The 21,834-nt window shown below is 63.4% G+C and carries 21 protein-coding genes; 12 read left to right on the top strand and 9 right to left on the bottom strand.

The features are described 5' to 3' along the window. Positions 1-30: 30 nt before the first annotated feature. The 7 genes from HMPREF2978_RS06055 to HMPREF2978_RS06020 all read right to left on the bottom strand — a co-directional run bounded on the left by HMPREF2978_RS06055 (position 31) and on the right by HMPREF2978_RS06020 (position 9,016). On the bottom strand, positions 31-4,008 hold the full coding sequence (locus tag HMPREF2978_RS06055; protein WP_070744622.1) for a Pls/PosA family non-ribosomal peptide synthetase: 3,978 nt from the start codon (positions 4,006-4,008) through the stop codon (positions 31-33). Continuing rightward, positions 4,009-4,485 carry a MarR family winged helix-turn-helix transcriptional regulator gene (locus tag HMPREF2978_RS06050; protein WP_070524659.1) on the bottom strand — a complete coding sequence of 159 codons (477 nt, stop codon included), beginning with the start codon at positions 4,483-4,485 and terminating at the stop codon, positions 4,009-4,011. It abuts the gene before it with no gap. A gap of 61 nt (positions 4,486-4,546) precedes the next feature. Then, positions 4,547-4,876 (bottom strand): type II toxin-antitoxin system HicB family antitoxin, encoded by a 330-nt coding sequence (locus tag HMPREF2978_RS06045; protein WP_070524656.1) that lies wholly within the window; start codon positions 4,874-4,876, stop codon positions 4,547-4,549. Positions 4,877-5,173: 297 nt separating this feature from the next. Continuing rightward, positions 5,174-5,476: a rhodanese-like domain-containing protein gene (locus tag HMPREF2978_RS06035; protein ID WP_070524647.1), complete on the bottom strand. Its 303-nt coding sequence runs from the start codon at positions 5,474-5,476 to the stop codon at positions 5,174-5,176. Positions 5,477-5,512: 36 nt separating this feature from the next. Continuing rightward, on the bottom strand, positions 5,513-7,519 hold the full coding sequence (locus HMPREF2978_RS06030) for a hypothetical protein (RefSeq protein ID WP_070524645.1): 2,007 nt from the start codon (positions 7,517-7,519) through the stop codon (positions 5,513-5,515). Positions 7,520-7,651: 132 nt separating this feature from the next. After that, entirely contained in the window at positions 7,652-8,308 is a 657-nt protein-coding gene (locus HMPREF2978_RS06025) for a LuxR C-terminal-related transcriptional regulator (protein ID WP_070524644.1), read from the bottom strand. A 3-nt stretch (positions 8,309-8,311) separates the two neighbouring features. Then, on the bottom strand, positions 8,312-9,016 hold the full coding sequence (locus tag HMPREF2978_RS06020) for a sensor histidine kinase (RefSeq protein WP_070524642.1): 705 nt from the start codon (positions 9,014-9,016) through the stop codon (positions 8,312-8,314). A gap of 98 nt (positions 9,017-9,114) precedes the next feature. On the opposite strand from HMPREF2978_RS06020, the gene HMPREF2978_RS06015 reads away from it, so the two are divergent. The 3 genes from HMPREF2978_RS06015 to HMPREF2978_RS06005 are packed head-to-tail and all read left to right on the top strand — an operon-like array spanning position 9,115 to position 12,124. Continuing rightward, complete coding sequence (locus tag HMPREF2978_RS06015) at positions 9,115-9,801, top strand: ABC transporter ATP-binding protein (protein WP_070524641.1); 687 nt, start codon at positions 9,115-9,117, stop codon at positions 9,799-9,801. Further along, positions 9,798-11,198, top strand: a complete 1,401-nt coding sequence (locus HMPREF2978_RS06010) for an FtsX-like permease family protein (RefSeq protein ID WP_070744620.1) — start codon at positions 9,798-9,800, stop codon at positions 11,196-11,198. The genes HMPREF2978_RS06015 and HMPREF2978_RS06010 overlap by 4 nt, the downstream gene beginning before the upstream one ends. After that, positions 11,195-12,124, top strand: a complete 930-nt coding sequence (locus tag HMPREF2978_RS06005) for a S41 family peptidase (RefSeq protein ID WP_070744618.1) — start codon at positions 11,195-11,197, stop codon at positions 12,122-12,124. The genes HMPREF2978_RS06010 and HMPREF2978_RS06005 overlap by 4 nt, the downstream gene beginning before the upstream one ends. Before the next feature lie 12 nt (positions 12,125-12,136). On the opposite strand, the gene HMPREF2978_RS06000 is transcribed toward HMPREF2978_RS06005, so the two are convergent. Together HMPREF2978_RS06000 and HMPREF2978_RS05995 are read right to left on the bottom strand one after the other, a co-directional pair. Continuing rightward, positions 12,137-12,973 carry an endonuclease domain-containing protein gene (locus HMPREF2978_RS06000; RefSeq protein WP_070744616.1) on the bottom strand — a complete coding sequence of 279 codons (837 nt, stop codon included), beginning with the start codon at positions 12,971-12,973 and terminating at the stop codon, positions 12,137-12,139. Positions 12,974-13,169: 196 nt separating this feature from the next. Then, a complete protein-coding gene (locus HMPREF2978_RS05995; RefSeq protein WP_070744614.1) occupies positions 13,170-13,643 on the bottom strand; it encodes an inorganic diphosphatase in 474 nt (157 codons plus the stop codon). Positions 13,644-13,712: 69 nt separating this feature from the next. Between HMPREF2978_RS05995 and dacB the strand changes: the two genes are divergently transcribed. Genes dacB through HMPREF2978_RS05950 form a run of 9 tightly spaced genes read left to right on the top strand, consistent with a single transcriptional unit; the run spans position 13,713 to position 21,833 of the window. Beyond that, complete coding sequence (dacB, locus tag HMPREF2978_RS05990) at positions 13,713-14,999, top strand: D-alanyl-D-alanine carboxypeptidase/D-alanyl-D-alanine endopeptidase (RefSeq protein ID WP_070524632.1); 1,287 nt, start codon at positions 13,713-13,715, stop codon at positions 14,997-14,999. Further along, on the top strand, positions 14,989-15,948 hold the full coding sequence (gene tilS / locus HMPREF2978_RS05985; protein ID WP_070524630.1) for a tRNA lysidine(34) synthetase TilS: 960 nt from the start codon (positions 14,989-14,991) through the stop codon (positions 15,946-15,948). Before dacB ends, tilS begins: the two co-directional genes overlap by 11 nt. After that, positions 15,932-16,519: a hypoxanthine phosphoribosyltransferase gene (hpt, locus tag HMPREF2978_RS05980; protein ID WP_070744612.1), complete on the top strand. Its 588-nt coding sequence runs from the start codon at positions 15,932-15,934 to the stop codon at positions 16,517-16,519. Before tilS ends, hpt begins: the two co-directional genes overlap by 17 nt. 50 nt (positions 16,520-16,569) lie before the next feature. Further along, a complete protein-coding gene (ftsH, locus tag HMPREF2978_RS05975) occupies positions 16,570-18,993 on the top strand; it encodes an ATP-dependent zinc metalloprotease FtsH (protein WP_070744610.1) in 2,424 nt (807 codons plus the stop codon). Further along, entirely contained in the window at positions 18,983-19,573 is a 591-nt protein-coding gene (gene folE, locus HMPREF2978_RS05970; protein ID WP_070524624.1) for a GTP cyclohydrolase I FolE, read from the top strand. The genes ftsH and folE overlap by 11 nt, the downstream gene beginning before the upstream one ends. A gap of 5 nt (positions 19,574-19,578) precedes the next feature. Beyond that, entirely contained in the window at positions 19,579-20,511 is a 933-nt protein-coding gene (gene folP, locus HMPREF2978_RS05965) for a dihydropteroate synthase (RefSeq protein ID WP_070744608.1), read from the top strand. A 4-nt stretch (positions 20,512-20,515) separates the two neighbouring features. Beyond that, positions 20,516-20,887, top strand: coding sequence for a dihydroneopterin aldolase (gene folB, locus HMPREF2978_RS05960; RefSeq protein WP_070524621.1), 372 nt, complete (start codon positions 20,516-20,518; stop codon positions 20,885-20,887). Then, entirely contained in the window at positions 20,887-21,360 is a 474-nt protein-coding gene (gene folK / locus HMPREF2978_RS05955) for a 2-amino-4-hydroxy-6-hydroxymethyldihydropteridine diphosphokinase (protein WP_070524619.1), read from the top strand. Before folB ends, folK begins: the two co-directional genes overlap by 1 nt. Next, positions 21,360-21,833, top strand: a complete 474-nt coding sequence (locus tag HMPREF2978_RS05950; RefSeq protein WP_070524617.1) for a DUF3180 domain-containing protein — start codon at positions 21,360-21,362, stop codon at positions 21,831-21,833. Before folK ends, HMPREF2978_RS05950 begins: the two co-directional genes overlap by 1 nt. Position 21,834 lies beyond the last annotated feature (1 nt).

Raw genomic sequence — 21,834 nt, 5'->3', positions numbered from 1 at the left:
GGTATCCTGACCGCCTCTTTCTTTATGTAGCTAATGTTTCCACGGTTCAATCGGGTTGCCCTGCCACTCGGAGTTGCCAGGGACTTGGTCGCCGCGCATCACCAAGGAACCGGGGCCGACGGTTGCCACGCTGCCAATGACCGAGGCTGGCAGCGCCACCGAATGCGATCCCAAGGTGGCACCAGCCTTAATGGTCACGGTGTCCAGGCTCATCACGCGGTCCTGGAAGAGGTGCGTTTGCACCACAGTGCCGGGGCCAACGGACGCGCCTTCGCCCACGAAGCACAGGTCCGTCTCGGGGAACCAGTAAGAATCGATCCACGCGCCGCGGCCAATCGTCACGCCGAGAGCGCGCAGGCCCTGGTTGATTTCGCCCATGCCATACGTGTGGCTAAAGAACCATGGGGCAGCAACAGCCTCCACAAAGGTGTCCTGCAGCTCGTTGAGCCACACGAAGGCGGACCACAGTGGGTGGTCGCCAGCGGTCTGCGTGCCCACGCAGATCCACTTCACCGCGACGGTGATGGTCATGGCGATGGCGCCGGCCACCATGAGGATGAGGCCGCCGAGGGCCCAGGCGGCGGCGATGCCGAGGGCGTCGGCAAGCGCGTAAAGCGATGCCAGGGTGCCCGCCAGCAGCATGGCCGAGGTCATCGGCGCCAGCAGACGCATGGTCTCAATCGCACCACGCGCGGCCTTGACCCCAAAGCCCGGGTTATAGGTCAGGGATTCGCCCTCCACACCGTCCACGTGGGCCTCGACGCGGCGCATGCGCTCCGGCGGGGAACCCCACCAATTAGCGCCGGACTTGGTCTTCTTTGGTGTCGAGGAGAGCACGGCAACCAGCGAGTTCTTCGACAGCTTGCGGCCCGGGCCTGTGATGCCGGAGTTGCCCACGAAGGAACGCTTGCCCACCTTGGTCTCACCCGTGAGCATCCATCCGCCACCGAGCTCATAGCCGCCGATCATGGTGTCATCTGCCAAGAACGCGCCGTCCTTGACTTCCGTTAGCTTGGGCACCATGACAGCCGTGGAAATCTCCACGTCCTTGCCAATTGTGGCGCCCAAGGAACGCAGCCACGCCGGGGTGAGCTGCGAAGCATAGATGGGGAAGAGCTGCGTGCGGGCCTCGTCCATGAGCCTCTCGATGGTCCACAAGCGCCAACCTTTGGCGGAGCGCACCGGTGCGACACCGGGTGTGATGCCAATGGAAAGCAAGCGCACGCCCAGCCAGGTTTGCAGCATATAGGTAGCAAACGCCACTAGGGCGCCGAGCGGCGCGAAGAAGATGGAGCCGACGAAGGCGGAGCCATCGGTCAGCGCGATGAGGCTAACGACGACAGCCGCGCCGACCGCCAGCGCCACAATGGGCTGCAAGGCTAGCAGGACGGACGTGAAGTCATACACAGGAACCCATAGCGGGCGGCGTTTCGGGGTATGGGACGGGAAGCGGTGCTTGGAGCGGCCCACCTTCTTGGCGGGGGAGCCGGACCAGCGCTGGCCGTCCTTGACCTTTTTGCGCCCCGTCACGGTGGAGCCGGCCTCCACGTGGGCGTACTTGCCCACGACGGTGCCCGGCAGCAGCGTGGAGCGCGCACCCACGCGCGCGCCTTCCTTGACTTCAATGGCACCGACGCGGAGGATATCGCCGTCCAGCCAGTAGCCGGTGAGGTCCACTTCCGGTTCAATAGCGGCGTGCTTGCCCAAGGTCAGCAGCCCCGTCACAGGCGGCAGCGAGTGGAGATCCACACCGCGGCCAATCTTCACGCCCAGAGCGCGGGCATAGTTATTGACGCGGGTAGCGCCCGCCAGGGAGCTGGCGCCTATGGCATTAACCCAGCGCTCCGCTGCCCAAATGCGCAGGTGCGTGGAACCGCCGCGCGGATACTCGCCGGGCGTGATGCCGGCGGTGATTAGCCGCGCCCCGAAACCACCGATGGGGATGCGGCCGATGGGAGCGACAAAGATGACGAGGAGAAGAATGACCAGCCACCACGGGGTGGTCATGGCCCAGTCCACGCCCAGTAGGTTCGCCACGTTGGAGCCCAGCAGCAACCAGGCGAGCCACGTCGTGGCGGCCAGCGTCATTACGGGGATCTGGATGAGTGTTTGCGCGATGCGCGTGCCGGCGCGCACGGGCGCTACCTCGCGTGCAGGCCCTGCGTCCTCCACGGACTCGGCACCAGCAAGCTGCTCCGCCAGGGAGCCCAAGCGCGGGTGGTCATAGAGATCGCGCACGGCCACGGTAGGGAAGCGCTCGCGGATGCGGCCGACCAAGGTCGCTGCGGCAAGGGAGGTGCCGCCGAGGGAGAAGAAGTCCGCGTTGACGTCCTCGACGGAAACACCCAGGGTGTCCACCCACAGCTCCGCCAGCCACTGCTCGGTGGGGTTGAGGCCGTCTGCCTCCACGCCTACTCCTGGCAGCGGCCACGGCAGGGCCTTCTTATCCACCTTGCCGGAGGTGCGAATCGGCAGCTCATCCATGACGCAGATGCGGGGGACGAGCGCCGCCGGCATGGATTCCGCGAGACGGACGTGCGCCGCCTCGTGGTCGAATCCTGCATCCGGGTCATCCAGGGAGACGTAGCCGACGAGCACGGACTCGCCGCCCGGTGTCTTCTGCACGGCCACGGCGGAGTTGTACACGTTCGGCAGGGCGGCGACGTTAGCCTCCACCTCACCGAGCTCGATGCGGCGGCCGCCAATCTTGACCTGGTCATCGACGCGGCCCACAAAATACAGGCCATCCTCTTCCAAACGCACGTGGTCACCGGTGCGGTAGGCGCGCTCCCAGCCCAGGGACTCCAGCGGCGCGTACTTCTCTGCATCCTTCACCGGGTCCAGGTAGGCAGCCAGGCCCACACCACCGATGACGAGTTCGCCTACCTCACCGATGTTCACGGGGACGCCGTGCTTGTCGACGACCACCAGATCCCAGCCCTTCAGCGGCAGCCCAATCGACACGGGCTTGCCGGGCAGCATGCGCTGCGCGCAGGCCACGACGGTGGCCTCGGTGGGACCGTAGGTATTCCACATCTCGCGGTCCTCGGTGGCCAGGCGGTCCGTGAGCTCCTGGGAGCAGGCCTCGCCGCCAACGATGAGAAGGCGGATGTTGTCTAGGGCCTCGGCGGGCCAGAGGCCGGCCAAGGTCGGCACAGTGGAGACCACCGTGATGTCGCGGCGAATCAGCCAGGGACCCAAGTCCATCCCGGAGCGCACCAGGGAGCGAGGGGCCGGGACCAAACAGGCACCGTGACCCCAGGCCAGCCACATTTCCTCGCAGGAGGCGTCGAAGGCCACGGACAGGCCGGCCAGGACGCGGTCGTCCGGGCCGAGCGGGCCATGCGGGTTATCTGCCAGGAAGAGGGCTGCCTCGGCGTCGACGAAGGCGGCCGCGGAGCGGTGGCTGACGGCCACGCCCTTGGGCTTGCCCGTCGATCCGGAGGTAAAAATGATCCACGCGGTGTCTTCGGGGCGCGGCTCCTGGAAAAGTGCGCCGTCTCTACCGTCCCTTTCGTCGAACGTGGGGCGCGCCGCCCCACCTTCCCGCAGCATGCGGAAACCTTCGTCGGTGAAGACACCGTCGATATCGGCCTCACCGAAGACCATTTCGGCGCGCTCATCGGGGTCGTCGGCGTCGACGGGCACGTAGGCCGCGCCGGCGGCGAGCGTGGACAGGATGGCCAGGTAGAGCTCGCGCTTGCCGGAGGTCATTCGGATGCCGATGCGGTCGCCGCGGCGCACTCCACTGGCGTAGAGTTCGGTGGCCCATGCGGAGACGTCGGCAAGCAGCTCGGCGTAGGTGAGGATTTCACCGTCGTCGAGCGCGGCGGCTTCGGGGTAGTGCTCGGCGGGGGTTTGAACGATATCCCAGAGGGTGCGCGCGGGGGCGGCCTCGGAGCCTAGCAGGTAGTGTTCGGGGACCTCGGGCATCGTCGGGGTCTCGGGCTCGTCTGTGCGGAGGGCGTGGCGGCCCCCAGTACTAGGAAGGTTATCGGGTTCCGACATTTAAGCATCACTGCTTTCTGTATCACCGGGTGCGTCAGCCGCGATGATGGCGGTGGCCAGCTTGCGCAGGTGCTTGAGCTGCTTGTTGGTGGACGCGTCGAGGGCTTCGTCCTCAGCCTTCGCTACCAAAACGGTGAGCTCCTTGTGCGCCTTCACGCCTTTCTTGGTGGAGGCAATGATTTGGCGGCGGCGGTCTTTGGCATCCCGCTCGCGCTTAACCCAGTGGCGGGACTCCAGGGAATCGAGCAGGCGCACCATGTCGGAGGCGTCAATGGCCAAGGTTTCCGATAGTGCGGACTGCGAGGACGCGGCCTCCGCAACGAGGCAGGTGAGAACCCAGTACTCGCGCAGGGTGGTCTTCTGCGTTTGCAGCGCGGCCTCGACGCCCTCGCGGGTGCGGCGGCGGAGGCGCTCCAGCTGGAAGGAGGGGGACTCCAGGAGCGCGGTAGGGATGGAAACAGAATTCAATGAAGGCATGCCGATGATTCTAACGCGCCTACGGTGGCATGCCTAAATCATGGGTTGTGGCCCATTAGTTTTAGGTTGAGGCTAGCTTCTGCACAATGAGTGTGTTGAGAGAAACGCCTTCCCGTTCTGCTTCGATGGTCAGGTCTCGGTGAAGTGACTGAGGTATGCGGAGGTTGAACTTCCCCGAGTAGCTTCGTTGTCCGAATGGTTCTGGGATGTGTTCATTGTTGCGTTGCATATCTTCTAGGGTTTCTTCGACGACGCTGCGCAACTCGGCCTCTGCGGTGGCCGCAGTAGTATCCAGCCATGACAGGGAAGGGAACTCTAGGACTGTGGCCACGAACTCGCCATCTTCTTCGGACCAAGCGGTTTGGTAGGTGTACTTGTCTGCGAGGTTCATGATCTGCTCCTAGGGAAGGCGGTCGATTGCGGCTAAAACTTGGCGAATCTGAAAGGGCTTCGCTTTCCCGTTGCGGCCCTCTTGGATATTGACTCGGGGGTCTCCCTGCCACGGGGTTTTATAAACGATGTGCGAAGTTCCACGCCGCTTCTTTCCGGCGCTTTCTTGGCGTTCGAAGTAGAAGTCGCACACAAGTTGCAGCTCTGAGAAGCGGACGTTTGTCCGTGAGGTCCGCATCTTTGTGAGGATCTTTTCTATCTTGGAAACCACACTTGCATGGTACCGCAAATGGTACCACTAGTGGTTTGGGTAAACCATAGGGCAGCCTTGGGTCTTCCACGCATCCGTGCCACCGTCGACGTTGATGACATCCCAGCCTTTCGCGTGCTCGAGGTACTGGCAGACCTGCATGCTGCGCCCGCCTGCATGACAGATGACGTAGATATCGCGGTCCGGGTCAATCTCGTCGAGGCGCTCGACCAGGTCTCCCATCGGGATATGGGTGGCGCCTTGGGCATACTCGGTGTTCCACTCGTGGTCCTCGCGGACGTCGATAAGCTGGGCGTTCTCAGGTACTTCCTGGGGCGTTACGTTTCTCATGCCCCATACCCTAGTCACGCATAGGGCCTAGTGCTGTTACTCCACTCGCCGCGTCCACGGAAGGGCCTCAAACTCTGCGCGGTCCCCGTTCACAAACCGTTCAAGGAGGGACAAGGCTTCGTCGATGTCCTCAAGGAGCATCTGGAAGTTTTCTTCCTCACCGTTGTTGTGGCCCCATTCGACGAGGTAGCGTGCCGCTCCTGTTTCTGAGGGTTCCACACGGTCGACCTGGCAGTAGTCGCCCGGGACTATTCGGTCAAAGGCCGCTACCCACGCTCCCACTTCGGGGAAGCCGTCCTGGCGAACTGCCTCGAGAAGGTCATCGTTGAAAAGATACGCAGCTGAGCCGAAGACCGTGGCGTTGACCATGAAGCGCTCGTCCTCAGGGATATCTGAGGACGACTTCTGATCTTGCCAATTCACTTTGTCCACCAACTGCGCTGGGGAGTAGGTGAATTCAACCATCAAATCCAGAGCAAGGGGCAGTGAGATGGATGGGATTTCGTGTAGGTTCCCGTCGGGGGTGACAAGGTCAAGCGAAACGTTGTCGCCCGTATAGGTTGTTTCCAAGGTATAACGCTCCTGGAAGTCCACCTGACTCCCGGATCGAACCTCAAGCCTCCATCCTGTGAAGAGGCGAAGCCCCGCTTCGAGTACGGAGGAGGATGTGGCCACCTCCCAGGTGTTCACATACAACTTATCCGCGAGTAGCTTCAACTGGCAGCTCTCGGCTCCCGGAAGCGGCTTGCCCGACGGGTTATACAGTGCCAGGGAATCATCGACAACAAGCGAAATGCCGTAATCCTGCGCCAGATGAGTAAGCCTCTCTATCGTGACCGTCCTGACATCAGCAGGGATGAGCAGCCGTGTGAGTGCTTGTGCCTCCACGTGCTCCTCGGCGAGGAGGATTTCGCTTCCGAGCTTTGTGTTAATCCTCTCAATATATTTCTGCATCCGAGGGCTGGGCTCGCCATTATGGTCAGCGCGGATGCGGTGCATCATGCATACTGATGCTTCAGTCCACTGCTCTTCGCGCTCCGGCAGCTCCATTGCGGTGACCGTGGTGTACGGCGCCGGATCCGAAGATGAAGAGTCCGGGAAGACTGTGGAAATCATCTCGCCGTTGCCGTCTAAATAGTGCTCCGCCACTGCGATGGCTTCGTCTGCGATGTCGAAGGTCTGCACATTGTCGGTGCCGAGGTTATCGTAAACTTTCGCGGTCCACTGTCCTTGTGCATTGCGGCCGTAGGCCAAGGAAAATGTTGGCCATTTATGCAGGTGGACCATCACGCCTGCGGGGAGCTCCTTCACCGCGTCCAGCCGGCGCCAGGGTGTTTCGTGGCGGACTGAAGGATCCAGGATTGGCTTAGATGCGCGTTGAGGCAACGGCTCCCACGCAAGTTCTTCGATCAACGGGTTGTGATCACTGAAGGAAAGCAGAATCTCTCGTGATTCTTCATAGGTATCGACAGTGAGCGTGCGGAATACCGGTTGAGTGGCCTCTGGAGGGAGGCTGGACCATATCAGTTCGAACTGTCCGCTTGCGCGCACGTGCATGGACATTTCGAGGCCGTAGCTTCGTTCTTCCGAGCCATAGTTGATTACCTGAATCCACGTCTGTTCGGACACCGGCAGGCGCAGGGCGTCCTCAAAGGCGCGATCAAGCATAGGTCTGCTGACCTGTCGCCACATAGTTCCCATGCAGTTTCTGATGGAGGAAAGGCCATTGCTGCTCGTGGGGATTCCAGTCGCATTAAAGAGGATGTCCGTGGTTCCAATGAAGACCACCAAGCCGTGGTAATACGCCAGCAAAGCTAGCTTTTCTTGGAGCTCTAAATCGCTCGAATCCATCGTGACCGTGACGGCCGAATGCGCGGGCACGTCCTGTCCGAAAAGTTTGGAGAGTGCGGCCGATGCTTCTTCCATTTCTGGATCCGGCTTCCGGAAGGAGGCCAGCCCTTCCGTCTGAATTAACTCCAGAAAATAGTCATGGTCAGCAATTTTTTCTCGGTTAAAGCGCACGATGTTGAGCTGCACGTCCATTAAGCGGGGTCCTTCCAGAGTGGGTTGGGTAAGGGCACGGACAAGCTTATGCGTCTTGCGTCACAGTTTCCTTGGGATCCTGTGAACGGTCCCTGTCAGGGCGCTCGTGTGGACGGTGGGCAGGCGCGGGCTTTAGCGGTGCGCGGAGAGGTACTCCAGAATGGCTTTCACGCGGCGGTTGTCCTCGCTGGGATCCAGCCGCAACTTGGTGAAGATATTGGAAACGTGCTTGGCCACCGCGGCGGAAGACAGGACGAGCTCAGAGGCGATGTCCTTGTTGGATTTGCCGCGCGACATGAGTTCGAGCACCTCGCGCTCGCGCGGGGTGAGCTCGCCCAAGCCGCTGCGCCCGGAGCTCATTAAAGCCTGGGCCACGGTGGGATCGATGACGGTGCCGCCCTGAGCCACCACGTCCAGGCTGGAGAGGAAGTCCCGCACTTCGGAGACACGGTCCTTCAAAAGATAGCCGGTGCCGGCATCGGGGGAGTCGAAGAGCTCCACCGCGTAAGCCGGGGCTACATACTGGGAGAGCACCATGACGGGTAAGCCCGGGTATGCATTTCTCAAGTTCACGGCGGCTTTCAAGCCATCATCGCCCATGCCTGGCGGCATGCGCACGTCCGTGATGACGATGTCCGGAAGCTCATCGCGCAGCTTATCCACAACGGCCTCAAGCTCCGGTGCGGAGTCCGCCTGGCCCACAATCGAATGCCCGCGGCGCTCCAGAAGGCCGGCGAGGCCCTCGCGCAGAATGGCGGAGTCATCCGCCACGACGATTCTCAAACTCATTTCTTAAACTCCTGACTGTCCGCGATCGAGAAGAAGAGGAATCGAGCACGCTAGCCTCGTCGGCCCGCCTGGGGGAGAGGACAGAGTCATCTCTCCGCCGAAAGCGGCGAGGCGCTCGGCCATCCCCGCCAAGCCATGGCCCGGCACCACCCGCGCGCCGCCTGGCCCCTCATCCACCACGGCGATTTTCAAGGAGGCATCCGCGGTCACTAAAACAGACACCGGCGCGCCGGGCGCGTGCTTGGCAGCGTTGGTCAAAGCCTCCGTGCCGAAGAAGTAGCCGCAGGCCAGCACGGAGGCGGAAAGCTTGGGCAAAGGATGCGGGGCGAAGACGCTGACGTGGGGGCCGTGGGAAGAAGCAGCGTCGGCAAGCGCGGCCACCAAACCGTGATCCTGCAGCACCTGCGGGTGGATGCCGTGCACCGTGGCGCGCAAGGACTTGAGGCCGCGGTCCACGTCCTGTTTGGCGGCGGTAAGCAGCACGGCGAGGTCAGAGGGGGCGTCGAGAAGAGCCTCCCCCAACTTCATGCTCGCGGCCACGAGGTATTGCTGCGCGCCGTCGTGCAGGTCGCGCTCGATGCGTGCGCGCTCCACCTCGTAGGCATCCGCGATGGCGCGACGCGAGGCCGTGAGCTGCGCGATTTTCTCCGCTTGCTGCTGCTCATGGTTGGTGGGCTGGGGCTTTCTTCGGAACACGGTTTTCAGCATAACGGGCTCTACTGATCACAGGGGTAGTGCTGGCACTACCTTAAAGAGCAACGCTAGGGCTGTTCTTTCCGCGGGCCCTTCACGGTGGAATGAGAGACATGGCAAAGACACTTTCCCTGACAGACATCACCAAGGATTTCGGCGGCGGCCCGGTGCTCGCCGGAATCTCCCTCGACATTGAACCGGGCGAGCTCGTGGCCGTCATGGGGCCGTCCGGTTCTGGCAAGTCCACGCTGCTGCACTGCATGTCCGGCGTGCTCACCCCCACGCACGGCAGTGTGCGCTACGGGGATGAGGAGCTTTCCGCGCTTGGCGACGGCCCCCGCTCCCGCACCCGCCTGCGCAATTTCGGCTTCGTCTTCCAGGATGGCCAGCTGCTGCCGGAGCTGAGCAACGTGGATAACGTGGCGCTGCCCGCGATGCTTAACGGTATGGGGCGGGGTGCGGCCCGCAAGCGCGCGATGGAGCTTTTAGATCAGCTGGGCCTGGGTGGTTTGGCGGAGCGCCGCCCGGCGCAGGTTTCTGGCGGTCAGGCGCAGCGCGTGACCATTGCGCGTGCGCTGGTGGCTTCTCCGGGCGTGGTCTTCGCCGACGAGCCGACCGGTGCGCTGGATCAGTCCACGGGCCACGAGGTCATGCAGATGCTCACCACCATCGTGCGCCAGTCGGGTGCCAGCCTGGTCATGGTCACGCACGACCCGAAGGTGGCCGACTGGATGCAGCGCCGCGTGGAGATTCGCGATGGCATCATTCACGATGACCGCCGCCTCGAGGTGATCCGATGAACACCGCGACTTTAGTCTTTGACCTGCAGCGCGAATCGATTCGCGCGCGCTCGGGAACGGGTATTGTCTCGCTTCTGGCAATTGTGAGCCTGACCATTGGTTCCGCCATCGCCTTCCTGGTGGCGGGCGGTACGTGGATGTTTTGGGAGCGCGCCCAGCACGTTGAGGATGCCGCGCCCGCTCTGCAGGAGGCCTTCGGCAACGAGATGGAGGCCTTCCTCTACCCGTGGTTCGCCCTGGCCCTGCTGGCCTGCGCGTTCATTCTTCCGGCGCTGTTTAACCTCACTGCCCAAGCCGCCGTCCTGGGTGCTTCCGGCAGGGAGCAGCGTCTGGCCACGCTGCGCCTGTTGGGATTGAGCTCCCGCCAGGTGGAGCGCATGGTCATCGTCGAGACCGGCCTCCAGGCAGTGATCGGCATCGTGCTCGGCGGGCTGATCAGCCTGCTCGTCGCGCCGGTCTTCACCCAGCTGGATTTCCAGATGCGTTCCATTGCTCTGTCCGAGCTTCTCCTCCCGTGGTGGGGCTACCTCGCCGTGGCGGGTGTGCTCTTCCTGCTGGCCATCGGTGCCGCACTCGCCGGCATGCAGCGCGTGCGCGTGAGCCCGCTGGGCGTCGCCAAGCGCCAGATGCCCGCGGCCTACCGCTGGTGGCGTGTCATCGTCTTCCTCATCATCGCAGGTATCGGTGGTGTTCTGCTCTCCGGTAAAGCGGGGCCGCCGACCGCTATGGTCATCGTGGTCATGTTTGGCATGGTGATGAGTATCAACCTCATTTCCCCTTTCATCCTGCAGCTCGGCGCACACATCATGTCCCTCTTTCCCGGAAACGCGCACTTCGTGGCCTGCCAGCGCGTGGCGGGTAATGCGCGCCCCGCGTGGAGGCGGAGTGCTGCCATCGGCTTCTTCGGTTACTTGGCGGGATTCCTCGTTACCGCGCCCTTGGGCTCCGATGCCCTGGCTCTGTCGCTCAAGGAAGACCCCGGAACGAACGTGGTGTTCAAAGACATCTCCACCGGTGTCGTGTTAACCCTCATCTTTGGCTTCACGCTGACCACCATGTCCATCATCCTGGGACAGGTCTCCGGAATCTTTGAAGACAAGGAGCTCATCCGCTCCCTGGATCTCATGGGCGTGCCGCGTGGCTTCCAGTTCCGGTCCGGCGCGCTTGCGGTCATGGGGCCCGTCGTGGGATTGAGTTTCTTCGGCTTCCTCTTTGGCGGCGGGATTGCCTCGCTGATGTTCTTCTCCAGCGTCGAGTCAAGCGACGTCAATGTACTCGCCCGCCTGCTCATGGCCTTCGGCTTCTTGGCAGTGGGCTGGCTGGTTACGCTCCTTGCCATCGTGATTGTGGAGCCTCTCCGCGGTTACGTGTTGCGCACGGGACGGCGAAAAGAATGAAAACGGTACTGAAAATCTTCGGTGGCCTGTTCGTCGTTGCTCTCATCGCCGTGGTCGCGGCCGTGTACTTCTTCGGCCCCTCCTATGGCGGGGCGTTTGCGGGCAAACCCGTATTCCTCTTCAACGCCAGCGAAAAGCGCATCAACACCGCGATGGTGGATACCGCGGCGCTTACCGGAATCTACGGCGACAGCGATAAATTCCAGCGCGCCCGTGAGGCCTTTGAGGAGGATCCGACCAACGCGGGGCTCCTCGATGCCGCCATCGACGCCGCCGGCGGTAAGCATTCCAAGGTCTTTAGTACGGAGTCGGAGAAGGAGATTGAGAAGACCGCCCCCGTCGTCAACTACGACGACGGTGTCCTGCGCGCCACCGTCCCGTCCATCGGCCGCCACGATGACGGCCAAACCTACGCCGATACTTTGGCGCAGGGTCTGACCGCCCACCCAGAGGCCTGTGCCGCAGTGGTCGATCTACGCGGCAATGACGGTGGTGACATGGGCCCGATGTACGCGGGGCTCAGCCCGCTGCTGCCGGACGGCACCGCGCTCTCCTTTGTCAGCCGCATGGGGACCACGGACGTTGTCATTGACGGCAACTCTGTCACCGGCGGTGGCACCCCCACCACCACGTCCGGTGGCAAGCTCGACATTCCGGTAGCCGTGCTGACCGACGGTGACACCGCTTCCTCCGCCGAAGCCACCCTCCTAGCCTTCCGCGGCCTAGACAACGTGCGCACCTTCGGCGAGCCGACCGCCGGCTACGCCTCCGCCAACGTGGTCCTGGATTACCCGGACGGCCGCTCGCTCATGCTCACCACGGCCAAGGACAAGGCCCGCACGGGCGAGGAATTCGCCGAGGACCCGATCGCCCCCGATTCCCCGGAATCGGAGCTCGACGGCTGGCTCGCCTCCCAGTGCGGCTAGTACGCCGCAACGCTAGCTGGCCCAACGTTCGCCTTCCCACCGCCAGTAGTGATGCCACTTCCACGGCGGAGGAACGAGCTCGCCTCGCCCTTTGATGACCGCGAGAACCTGGTGAACCGCGACGTCAAGGTGATGCTCGATCGTGGCGGCGGTGAAGTGGAGGGGCCGGTAGCCGCGCTGGATGGCGTCGTTAAGCTTCTGGCGGTCGATCTCGAAACGCTGCCGGTTCTCGCCTTTGTGGTAGGCGTATCCGTCCACCTCGATGGCCACCTTGTGTTCCTCTAGGAGCAAGTCCCAGCGGTAGGGGCCAATCCGCACGTTGTTGCGGACTTTGACGTGGGGATCGAGACCCCGGGTGAGGTCGCGCTCCGGCTTGCTATCCGCCCCGACGATGGCCTTTTCCAACACCTCACGCGTGTGCTTGGGCAGGCGGCGAAAGTCCAGCTGTTCCGTCTCGATGCGCGAGCGCCCATGCGGCCCGGCGAAGAAGGCCTCGATGAAGGCCACGGCATCCTCGTGCTCCATCGCCTCAACGCATTGCAGCGGGCTACACACGTTTACCCCATTCATGCTGCCCAGCGCTTTGGGCCGCGCCCGTCGGCTCCGGAAGTACGTGCTCGGTGCCATCGTTCCTGCGCGCAGGAAGTGAAGCGGAAAAGTTAGTTCTTGGCCAAGATACTGCTGGGCGGCGGAATAGCCATCCAAGGCTGAGTCTGGCCAGCGTCTTGAGACGATTTCAGCGAGCTCGCGCGGCGTTGGCACCGCAGATAAATACAGACCGCGACAAATCTTGATGGCCTGGCCGTTAGCCGCGCGGCGAGTGCCCGCGCGTCCCTCGAAAATTTCCATGTGCCCCCGATGAGTACGTTTCTAACAAATAAGCCCCCAGAAACCGCTGTTTTCGGCCCCCTATTTGATCGAATCGTACGTCACGAACGAGGAGTTGTCGCGGTGACAAAGAAAAAGGACGTTTCGATCAACTAAGGCCTCTCAAACCCTCGGATTTTGGGCCCTATTTGATCGAAACGTCCTTTAGAAGTGCGAATTATTTGAAGCGAGCCTTAGCTTCGTCGAGGATCTTCTCTGCCTCAGCCTTGTCGCCCCAGCCGGAGCCGGTAACTTCCTTGTTCGGCTCCAGGTCCTTGTAGTGGACGAAGAAGTGCTCGATCTCGTCCTTGATGTGCTGCTCCACATCGTTGATGTCCTGGTAGCGCTCCCAGCGCGGGTCATCGACGACGGCGAGCAGCTTGTCGTCGCCGCCGGCCTCATCAGTCATCTTGAACACGCCGAGGACACGAGCCTCCACAACAACGCCGGGGAAAACCGGCTCCGGGAGGATGACCAGTGCATCCAACGGGTCGCCGTCCTCACCCAGGGTGTGGTCGATGTAGCCGTAGTCAGCCGGGTAGGCCATCGGGGTGAACAGGTAGCGGTCGAGGTGGACCTTGCCGGTCTCGTGGTCGATCTCGTACTTGTTGCGGGAGCCCTTAGGGATCTCGATGGTTACTTCAACGCTCACGGCTGAATCCTCCATAACTAATAGGTTGGTATGTGCTCCGCTTAGTCTACCGCGCTAGTCTAAAGGGCGATGAAAGCTAAGCATGTCTGGTGGAGTACTGCGGCCCTCGTCACGGCTGGTGCCGTGGCGGCGACGGCCGCAGTGGGCGTAGAAGTCCAACGCACCTACGATCACCTGGACCACGGTCAGCCCTATAAGCAGGAAGAACCCACAACACTGGTCCAGCCCGTCGAGCCTGGTGAGATAGACACCGCCGCGCTTAAAGCGAAGTTGGATGAGCTGGGCAAAGACAAGGCCCTCGCCACTTTCGGCGGCCAGGTCATCGACACCACCACCCACGAGGTGCTGTGGGAGCGCGAGCCCGCGAAGCCGCTGACCCCGGCCTCCGCCACCAAGGTCCTCACCCTCGCCGCAGCAACACTCGCGCTCGATGAGGAAGAACGCCTCACCACCGAAGTGGTCGCAGGTGAGCAGGAAGGCGAAGTTGTTATCAAGGCCGCCGGCGATGTCTGGCTGACGGACGAGCGCCTCGATGAGCTGGCGAAACAGATTCAGCAGAAGATGGATACCGTCACGCGGGTCTCCATCGACACCTCCATCTGGGCCGGCCCCGACCAAGCACCGGGCTGGGACGATGACAATATTGATGGCGGCTATGTCGCTCCCATCCAGCCGGCCATGCTCTATGGTGGGCGCATCGGGGAAAAGACCGGCGACGTTCCGCGCTCCCACGAGCCGGCCCTCGATGTTGCCCGCGCCTTGGCCACCCGCCTGGGAGCCGACGAGGCGGATATCGCTGCTTCACCCGAAAACTCCGAGGTCATCGCCTCCAGCGAGTCCGAGCCGCTGGCCCTGCGAGCCCAGCAAGCCGCGAAGGATTCTGACAACGTCATGGCGGAGGCCATTGCCCGCGAGCTGGCCGTCAGCCAGGGTAGGGAAGCAAGCTTCGAGGGCGCCACGAAGGCCATCCTCGACGAGCTACGTGGAGCCGGCATCGACGTCAACGGCGTTACCCTCAAGGACGGCTCCGGCCTCTCCCGCGATAACCGCATCCCCGCCGGGCTCCTCGCCCACATCGCAGATCAAGCCGTAGCCACCGACGAGCTACGCCCACTCCTGGGCTACCTCCCTCTTGCCGGCGGCGAAGGAACCCTCTACGAGCGCTATCACGAGTCGCCCGCCCGCGGGTACGTTCGCGCCAAGACCGGCACCCTCACGGGAACTTCCGCGCTGACCGGCACCGCCCAGGGGCAGTCGGGCCGCGTTTACGCCTTCGCCTTCCTGGTCAACGACGGCGAAGTCACCTCCGCCCGCCAGGCCCAAGACGCCCTCGCCGCCGCACTCCATGACTTCTAAGAAGCCCTTCTGGCCGCGCACAAGCCCCAACTTCTTGGCCTGCCGCGTCGCTGCGCGCGCCGTGATGGGTGAGCAACCACGCGCCATCGCGGTGGGCCTGTCCGGAGGCGCCGACTCCTTGGCGCTGACCGCAGCACTCCTCGCAGAGGGGCACGAGGTGACAGCGCTGTGCGTCGATCACGGTTTGCAGGAAGGCTCGGCCACGCAGGCGCGCCGGGCTGCTGAGCAGGCCTGCGCTTTGGGGGCGGGGGCGGAGGTGTTGCGGGTGGACGTCGGCAAGCAAGGCTCCGTGGAGGCCGAAGCCCGCGGCGCCCGGTACCGTGCCTTCGCACCCTGGGAAGAGGTGGCGGTGGCGCATACCGCTGATGACCAGGCCGAAACCCTGCTGCTCAGCGCCCTCCGCGGGAGAGTGGCGGGCATGCGCGAGCGTTCCTCGGTCGAAGGTGTGCACGTCCTGCGCCCCCTGCTCAGTGTGCGCCGCGCCCAGACCGAGGCCGCCTGCGCGGAGCTGGGGCTGGAGGTCTGGCAGGACCCCCAGAACCAGGACCTGGCCTTCCGCCGCGTGGCACTGCGCCGCGAGATCCTCCCGCGCCTGCAGGAGATCGTGGGCGGAGACCCCGTCCCGGCCTTAGCCCAGGCAGCCCACGACGCCGCGCTTGACGACGCCCTCCTCAGCACCCACCCCACCACCGACTGCACCGCGCTGGCCGTTCTCCCAGAACCGAAGCGCCGCCGGGCGATCGCCGCGTGGCTGCGCGAGGAAGGAGTAGAGGTTACTCGCGAGGCAGTGCGCGGCATCGATGCCCTGTGCACGCGGTGGCATGGACAAGGCCCCGTCGCCGTCCGCAGTGAAAAGAAAGGCACAAGGTTGGAAGTCGCACGCGTTGGTGGCAAACTGTCAATATTGCCTCGGTCAGCAAAGGAGCGCTCACGTGCACGACAACCATGATTTAGCCGTCCCCGCCAATCCTTATGGAGAGGACATCAAAAACGTTCTCATCACCGAAGATGATCTTCAGGCGCGCATCCAGGAGATGGCGGATCGCGTGTCCGAGAAATACAGCAGCACCGACGAGGACCTCATCTTGGTCTGCGTGCTCAAGGGCGCGGTTTTCTTCCTGACGGATTTCGCCCGCAAACTGGCTATCCCGTCCCAGCTGGAGTTCATGGCGGTGTCCTCCTACGGCAACTCGGCCTCATCCTCGGGCGTGGTGCGGATTCTGAAAGATCTGGACCGCGATATCGAGGGCCGCGACGTTGTCATCGTGGAAGACATCATTGATTCCGGCCTGACCTTGTCCTGGCTCATCCGTAACCTGCAGGGCCGCCAGCCGCGTTCCCTGGAAGTGGTGACACTTTTGCGCAAGCCCGAAGTAGTCAAGGCGGAGCTGGATCTCTTCGATGTAGGTTTTGACATCCCGAATGAGTTCGTCGTGGGCTATGGCCTGGATTTCGCGGAGCGCTACCGCGACTTGCCCTACGTGGGCACCCTGGAGCCTGCGGTCTACAGCAACGATTAGTCTTTTCTTGCCCTCTTTTGGTTTGAGGCCTCGAATTCGCAAGGTAATTAATGAAAAACAAGAACATCATCCGCTATGGCTCGATCGCGGGCCTGGTTCTCATTCTGCTGTACGCCTTTACGTTCTTTAGCAACGATGCCCGGAGCTTCAAGCAGGTCGACACCTCCGTGGCCATGGAGCAGTTGAGCTCTAAGAACGTCGAGGAAGCGCAGATCGATGATCGCGAGCAACAGGTGCGCCTCAAGCTCAGAGAACCGGTGACGGTAGAAGAGCAGGAGGGCATCGAGGAAGTCATTGCCAAGTACCCGGCACGCGCCTCCGAGCAGGTCTTCAACGCGGTGAAGGATTCTGGTGCGGATAAGTACCAGACCAAGGTCACGCAGGATTCCTTCATTGGCTCCATGATCAGCTTCCTGCTGCCGATGCTGATCCTCTTCGCGTTGCTGTTCTGGATGATGACCCGCATGCAGCAGGGCGCGGGCGGCATGTTCGGCATCGGTGGCTCCAAGGCGAAGGAGCTGACCAAGGACATGCCCACCAACACCTTCGCGGATGTGGCCGGCGCGGATGAAGCTGTGGATGAGCTGCAGGAGATCAAGGACTTCCTGGATGATCCGGAGCGCTACCATGAGCTGGGCGCGAAGATCCCGCGCGGCGTGCTGCTCTATGGCCCGCCGGGTACCGGTAAGACGCTTCTGGCCCGCGCAGTCGCGGGCGAGGCCGGCGTGCCTTTCTATTCCATTTCTGGTTCCGACTTCGTGGAGATGTTCGTCGGCGTGGGTGCTTCCCGCGTGCGTGATCTGTTTAAGCAGGCCAAGCAGAATAGCCCGTGCATCATCTTCGTCGATGAGATTGACGCCGTGGGCCGCCAGCGTGGTTCCGGCACTGGCGGTGGTCACGATGAGCGCGAGCAGACGCTGAACCAGCTGCTCGTGGAGATGGATGGCTTCGGCGACCGTGAAGGCGTCATCCTCATTGCCGCTACCAACCGTCCCGACATCCTGGACCCCGCGCTTCTTCGCCCGGGCCGCTTCGACCGCCAGATCCCGGTGACCAACCCGGACCTGGCCGGCCGCGAGCAGATTCTGCGCGTGCACGCCAAGGACAAGCCGCTGGCCAAGGAAGTCGACGTGGCGCAGCTGGCCAAGCGCACCGCTGGCATGTCTGGTGCAGACCTGGCCAACGTGCTCAACGAGGCCGCCCTGCTCACCGCCCGCATTGGCGGCAACGTCATTACCTATGACGCGCTGGAGGAGGCTACCGACCGCGTCGTCGGCGGCCCGCGCCGCCAGGGCAAGATCATTTCCGAGCATGAGAAGAAGGTCACCGCCTACCACGAGGGTGGCCACACGTTGTCCGCGTGGGCGCTGAAGGATATCGAGCGTGTCTACAAGGTGACCATCTTGGCCCGCGGCCGCACTGGCGGCCACGCCATGACCGCGCAGGAAGACGATAAGGGCATGTACACCCGCGATGAGCTTTTCGCTCGCCTTGTCTTCGCCATGGGCGGGCGTGCCGCGGAGGAGCTCGTGTTCGGCGCACCGACCACCGGTGCATCCTCCGATATTGAGCACGCCACCAAGATCGCGCGCTCCATGCTGACTGAGTATGGCTTTAGCCCGGACCTGGGCACCGTCAAGTACGGCCAGGAGCAGGGCGATCCCTTCAGCTATGCCGGCGGCGGTGGAAGCATTGATTACTCAGATGCCGTGGCTGCCAAGATCGACGAGCAGATGGCCTACCTGCTGGACCGCGCTCACCAGCAGGCCTATGACATCCTGTCCGAGCACCGCGACTACCTGGATAAGCTCGCCGAGATGCTGCTGGAGAAGGAAACCCTGCGCCGCCCGGACCTCGAGGGCATCTTCAAGGGCATCGAGCCGCGCGAGGCTTTCGACGTCTTCCCGAACGAGGACGCTCGCTTCCCGCGCCAGGCTGGCCGCGAGCCGGTGAAGACCCCGGTGGAGCTGGCCCAGGAGCGCGGTGAGGAGCTGCCGAAACGCATGACGCTTCTCGACGCCTCCCGTGCCGCCCGCGAGCGCCGCCAGGCGGAGCTCGAGCGCGGGGAGGCCAATGGTCCGAAGCAGGGGGCGCCGGTCGAGGAGATCGGCTTCAGCTTTGGCCAGCACGCAGGTGACTATGTGGACCCGGACAAGGGCAATACCTTCTTCGGCGAATCCGAGATCACCGAACCCACTGGCCGCGAGCTGAGCGAGGACGAAGCTGTCAGCGACGCGGCGCAGGAGGAGACCGTGGCCCCAGAGCAAGCAGGGCCCAGCAGCGAGGACACCCAAGAGATTCCGCGTGTACCGAATGCTGCTGCACCGCAGCCAGATTCCCAGCCGCAACCGCGCGAACCGGAACGCCGCGGCCGCCACGCCAAGCCGGAGGATCACGCCTGGGGCGCGCCCGGCTGGGGAGAGAATGAATACCGCAACAACCCGTACAAGGACGGCCAGAACAATGAGCGATAACATCCCGGCGCAGCGCGACTTCGATCACGAGCGTGCCGAAGCCGCCGTCCGTGAGCTGCTCATCGCGGTGGGCGAGGACCCCGACCGCGAGGGCCTGCGCGAGACCCCGGCCCGTGTGGCCCGCGCCTATGCCGAGGTCTTCGCAGGACTCCACCAGGACCCGACTGAGGTCCTGCACAAGACCTTTGCCGAGGAGCACCAAGAGCTCGTCCTCGTGCGCGATATCCCCATCTATTCCACCTGCGAGCACCACCTCGTGCCCTTCTACGGCACGGCGCACATTGGCTATATCCCTGGTTCCGACGGTCACGTCACCGGCCTGTCCAAGCTGGCACGCCTGGCGGATATGTACGCCAAGCGCCCGCAGGTGCAGGAGCGCCTCACGAGCCAGATCGCCGATGCGCTGGTGGAGGTCCTCCACGCGCAGTCCGTCATCGTCGTCATCGAGTGCGAGCACCTGTGCATGGCCATGCGCGGCATCCGTAAGCCGGGGGCGACCACGACGACATCCGCGGTCCGCGGCGGTTTCAAGAAGAATGCAGCCTCCCGTGCGGAGGTCATGAGCCTCATTAGGAGCTAGTTTCCATGGCAGTCAGCAACCTCACCGTCCCCGGCCGCACGCTGGTCATGGGCATCGTCAACGTCACGGAAGATTCCTTCTCTGACGGCGGACGCTGGATTAATGTCGACGACGCCATCGCGCACGCCCGGCATTTGGTGGCCTCCGGCGCGGACATGATCGATGTGGGCGGCGAGTCCACCCGCCCGGGTGCGGTGCGTGTTGCGGCCGAGGAGGAGGAGGAGCGTCGCGTCGTGCCCGTCATCAAGGCGCTGCACGAGGAGGGGATCAAGACCTCGGTGGACACGATGCGGGCCTCGGTTGCCACAGCGGCCGCCGAAGCCGGTGTCGACATGATCAACGACGTCTCTGGTGGTGCCGCCGACCCGGACATGTACCGCACGATGGCGGCTACCGGCCTGCCGGTGTGCCTCATGCACTGGCGCACCGTCCAGTTCGGCAGCGCGGCCGGAGTGGCCGACCACGGCGGGGACGTCGTGCGCGATGTCCACGAATCCTTGGCGAAGCTTGCCGATAACGCCCTTCAGGCAGGTGTTAGCCACGACAATATCGTCGTGGATCCGGGCCTGGGTTTTGCCAAGTCCCCGCAGGATAACTGGGCTTTGCTCAAGGCCTTGCCGGAGTTCCTGCAGGGCGAGTTTCCGCTGCTCGTGGGCGCTTCCCGCAAGCGCTTCCTCGCCGCCATCCGGGAGGATCGGGGTGCCGAGTCCAGCCCGCTGCTCGCGGATCCGGCCACCGCGGCCGTGACCGCCATCTCCGCACAGATGGGAGCGTGGGGCGTGCGCGTGCACGAGGTCGATGTCTCGCGCGATGCCGTGGATGTCGCCGCCGCCTGGAATGCGGGCGCGGCCTACACCGGTGGCGCGCATGCCTCCGGTAGTTACGCCAACGGCGCCGATGGAGGAACCGTGGTCTCGACTTCGCTGGGGAGGGCTTAAGCCCATGGCAGATCGCATCGAGCTCACCGGCCTGGAATGCTTTGGCTACCACGGCGTTTTCGAGGAAGAGAAGAAAACCGGCCAGCCCTTCATCGTGGACGTCACATGTTGGTTGGACACCGCGGGCATTGAGGATGACCTGTCCCGCACGGTGAATTACGCCGAGCTTGCTGACGTCGCCGCAGACATCGTCGAGGGCCCCTCCCGGGACCTCATCGAGACGGTGGCTGAGGAGGTCGCTGAGACCGCGATGCAGCGTTTTGAGATCCTCCACGCCATCGAGGTGACCATCCACAAGCCGAAGGCACCCATCCCGCGTACCTTTGCCGACGTCGCGGTCGTAGCGCGCCGCTCCCGGAAGCGGATGGCAGGCTAATGCGCGCTGTCTTGTCCATCGGCTCCAACATGGAGGACCGCCGTGCGCTGCTGCAGACCGTCTTTGATGAGTTTGCTGAGGAGACCGTCGCTGCCTCCCCGGTTTATGCCACCCCGCCGTGGGGCGTGACCGATCAAGATGAATTCCTCAACGCGGTGCTCATCGTGGACGTGGATTGCACCCCGCTGGAACTTCTTCGCCGTGGCCAGAAGCTGGAGGAGGCCGCCGAGCGCGTCCGCGTGCGGCACTGGGGTCCGCGCACCTTGGACGTGGACATCGTGCAGGTTGACGGCGTGACCTCCGATGATCCTGAGCTGACCCTCCCGCACCCCTATGCGCATGAGCGAGCCTTCGTGCTCGTGCCGTGGTTGGCCGCGGATGAGAACGCACAGCTCAACGGCACCTCGGTGCGCGAGCTCATCGCGGGCCTCGATGAAGACGAGGTCGCTGCGGTGAAGGAACTGGGGGAGTAATGACAAGGACGTCGGTAGGCGCGCTCATCGGCACGGCCCTCTTCGTGGCCGCGGCGGCCGCCATCCTCACCACCCGCTTTTATGGCTCAATGCTGGCCATTCCGGCAACGGTGTCGATTTCTCTCTGGGCCATGGCTGTGGTGTGCGGCCTCCTTACCCTCAAAGTCCGCAACGCCAAAGAGGATGAACACGGCATCGGCCTGGATAATTCGCAGCTGAATCCCATGACCATCGCGCAATTCCTGCTCGTCGGTAAAGCCTCCGCGTGGACGGGTGCGATCGTGGGCGGGGCCTATGCGGGCATGGCGGTCTATGTCGTGCCGCGCGCCGGTGAGCTCGTCGCTGCGTCCGGTGACCTGGCCGGGGTGGTGTCCTCGGCGCTGGGTGGTGCCGCGATGTGTATCGCTGGAGTGGTGCTGGAGCGACACTGCGAGGTGCCACCTCCAACTGATGGTGCACAAGCGGTAAGTTAGT

It is taken from the genome of Corynebacterium sp. HMSC074C01, from assembly GCF_001814605.1.
Lineage (GTDB): Bacteria > Actinomycetota > Actinomycetes > Mycobacteriales > Mycobacteriaceae > Corynebacterium.
The sequence above is the reverse complement of the archived record's forward strand: the minus strand, read 5'-3'. Positions and strand labels throughout refer to the sequence as shown.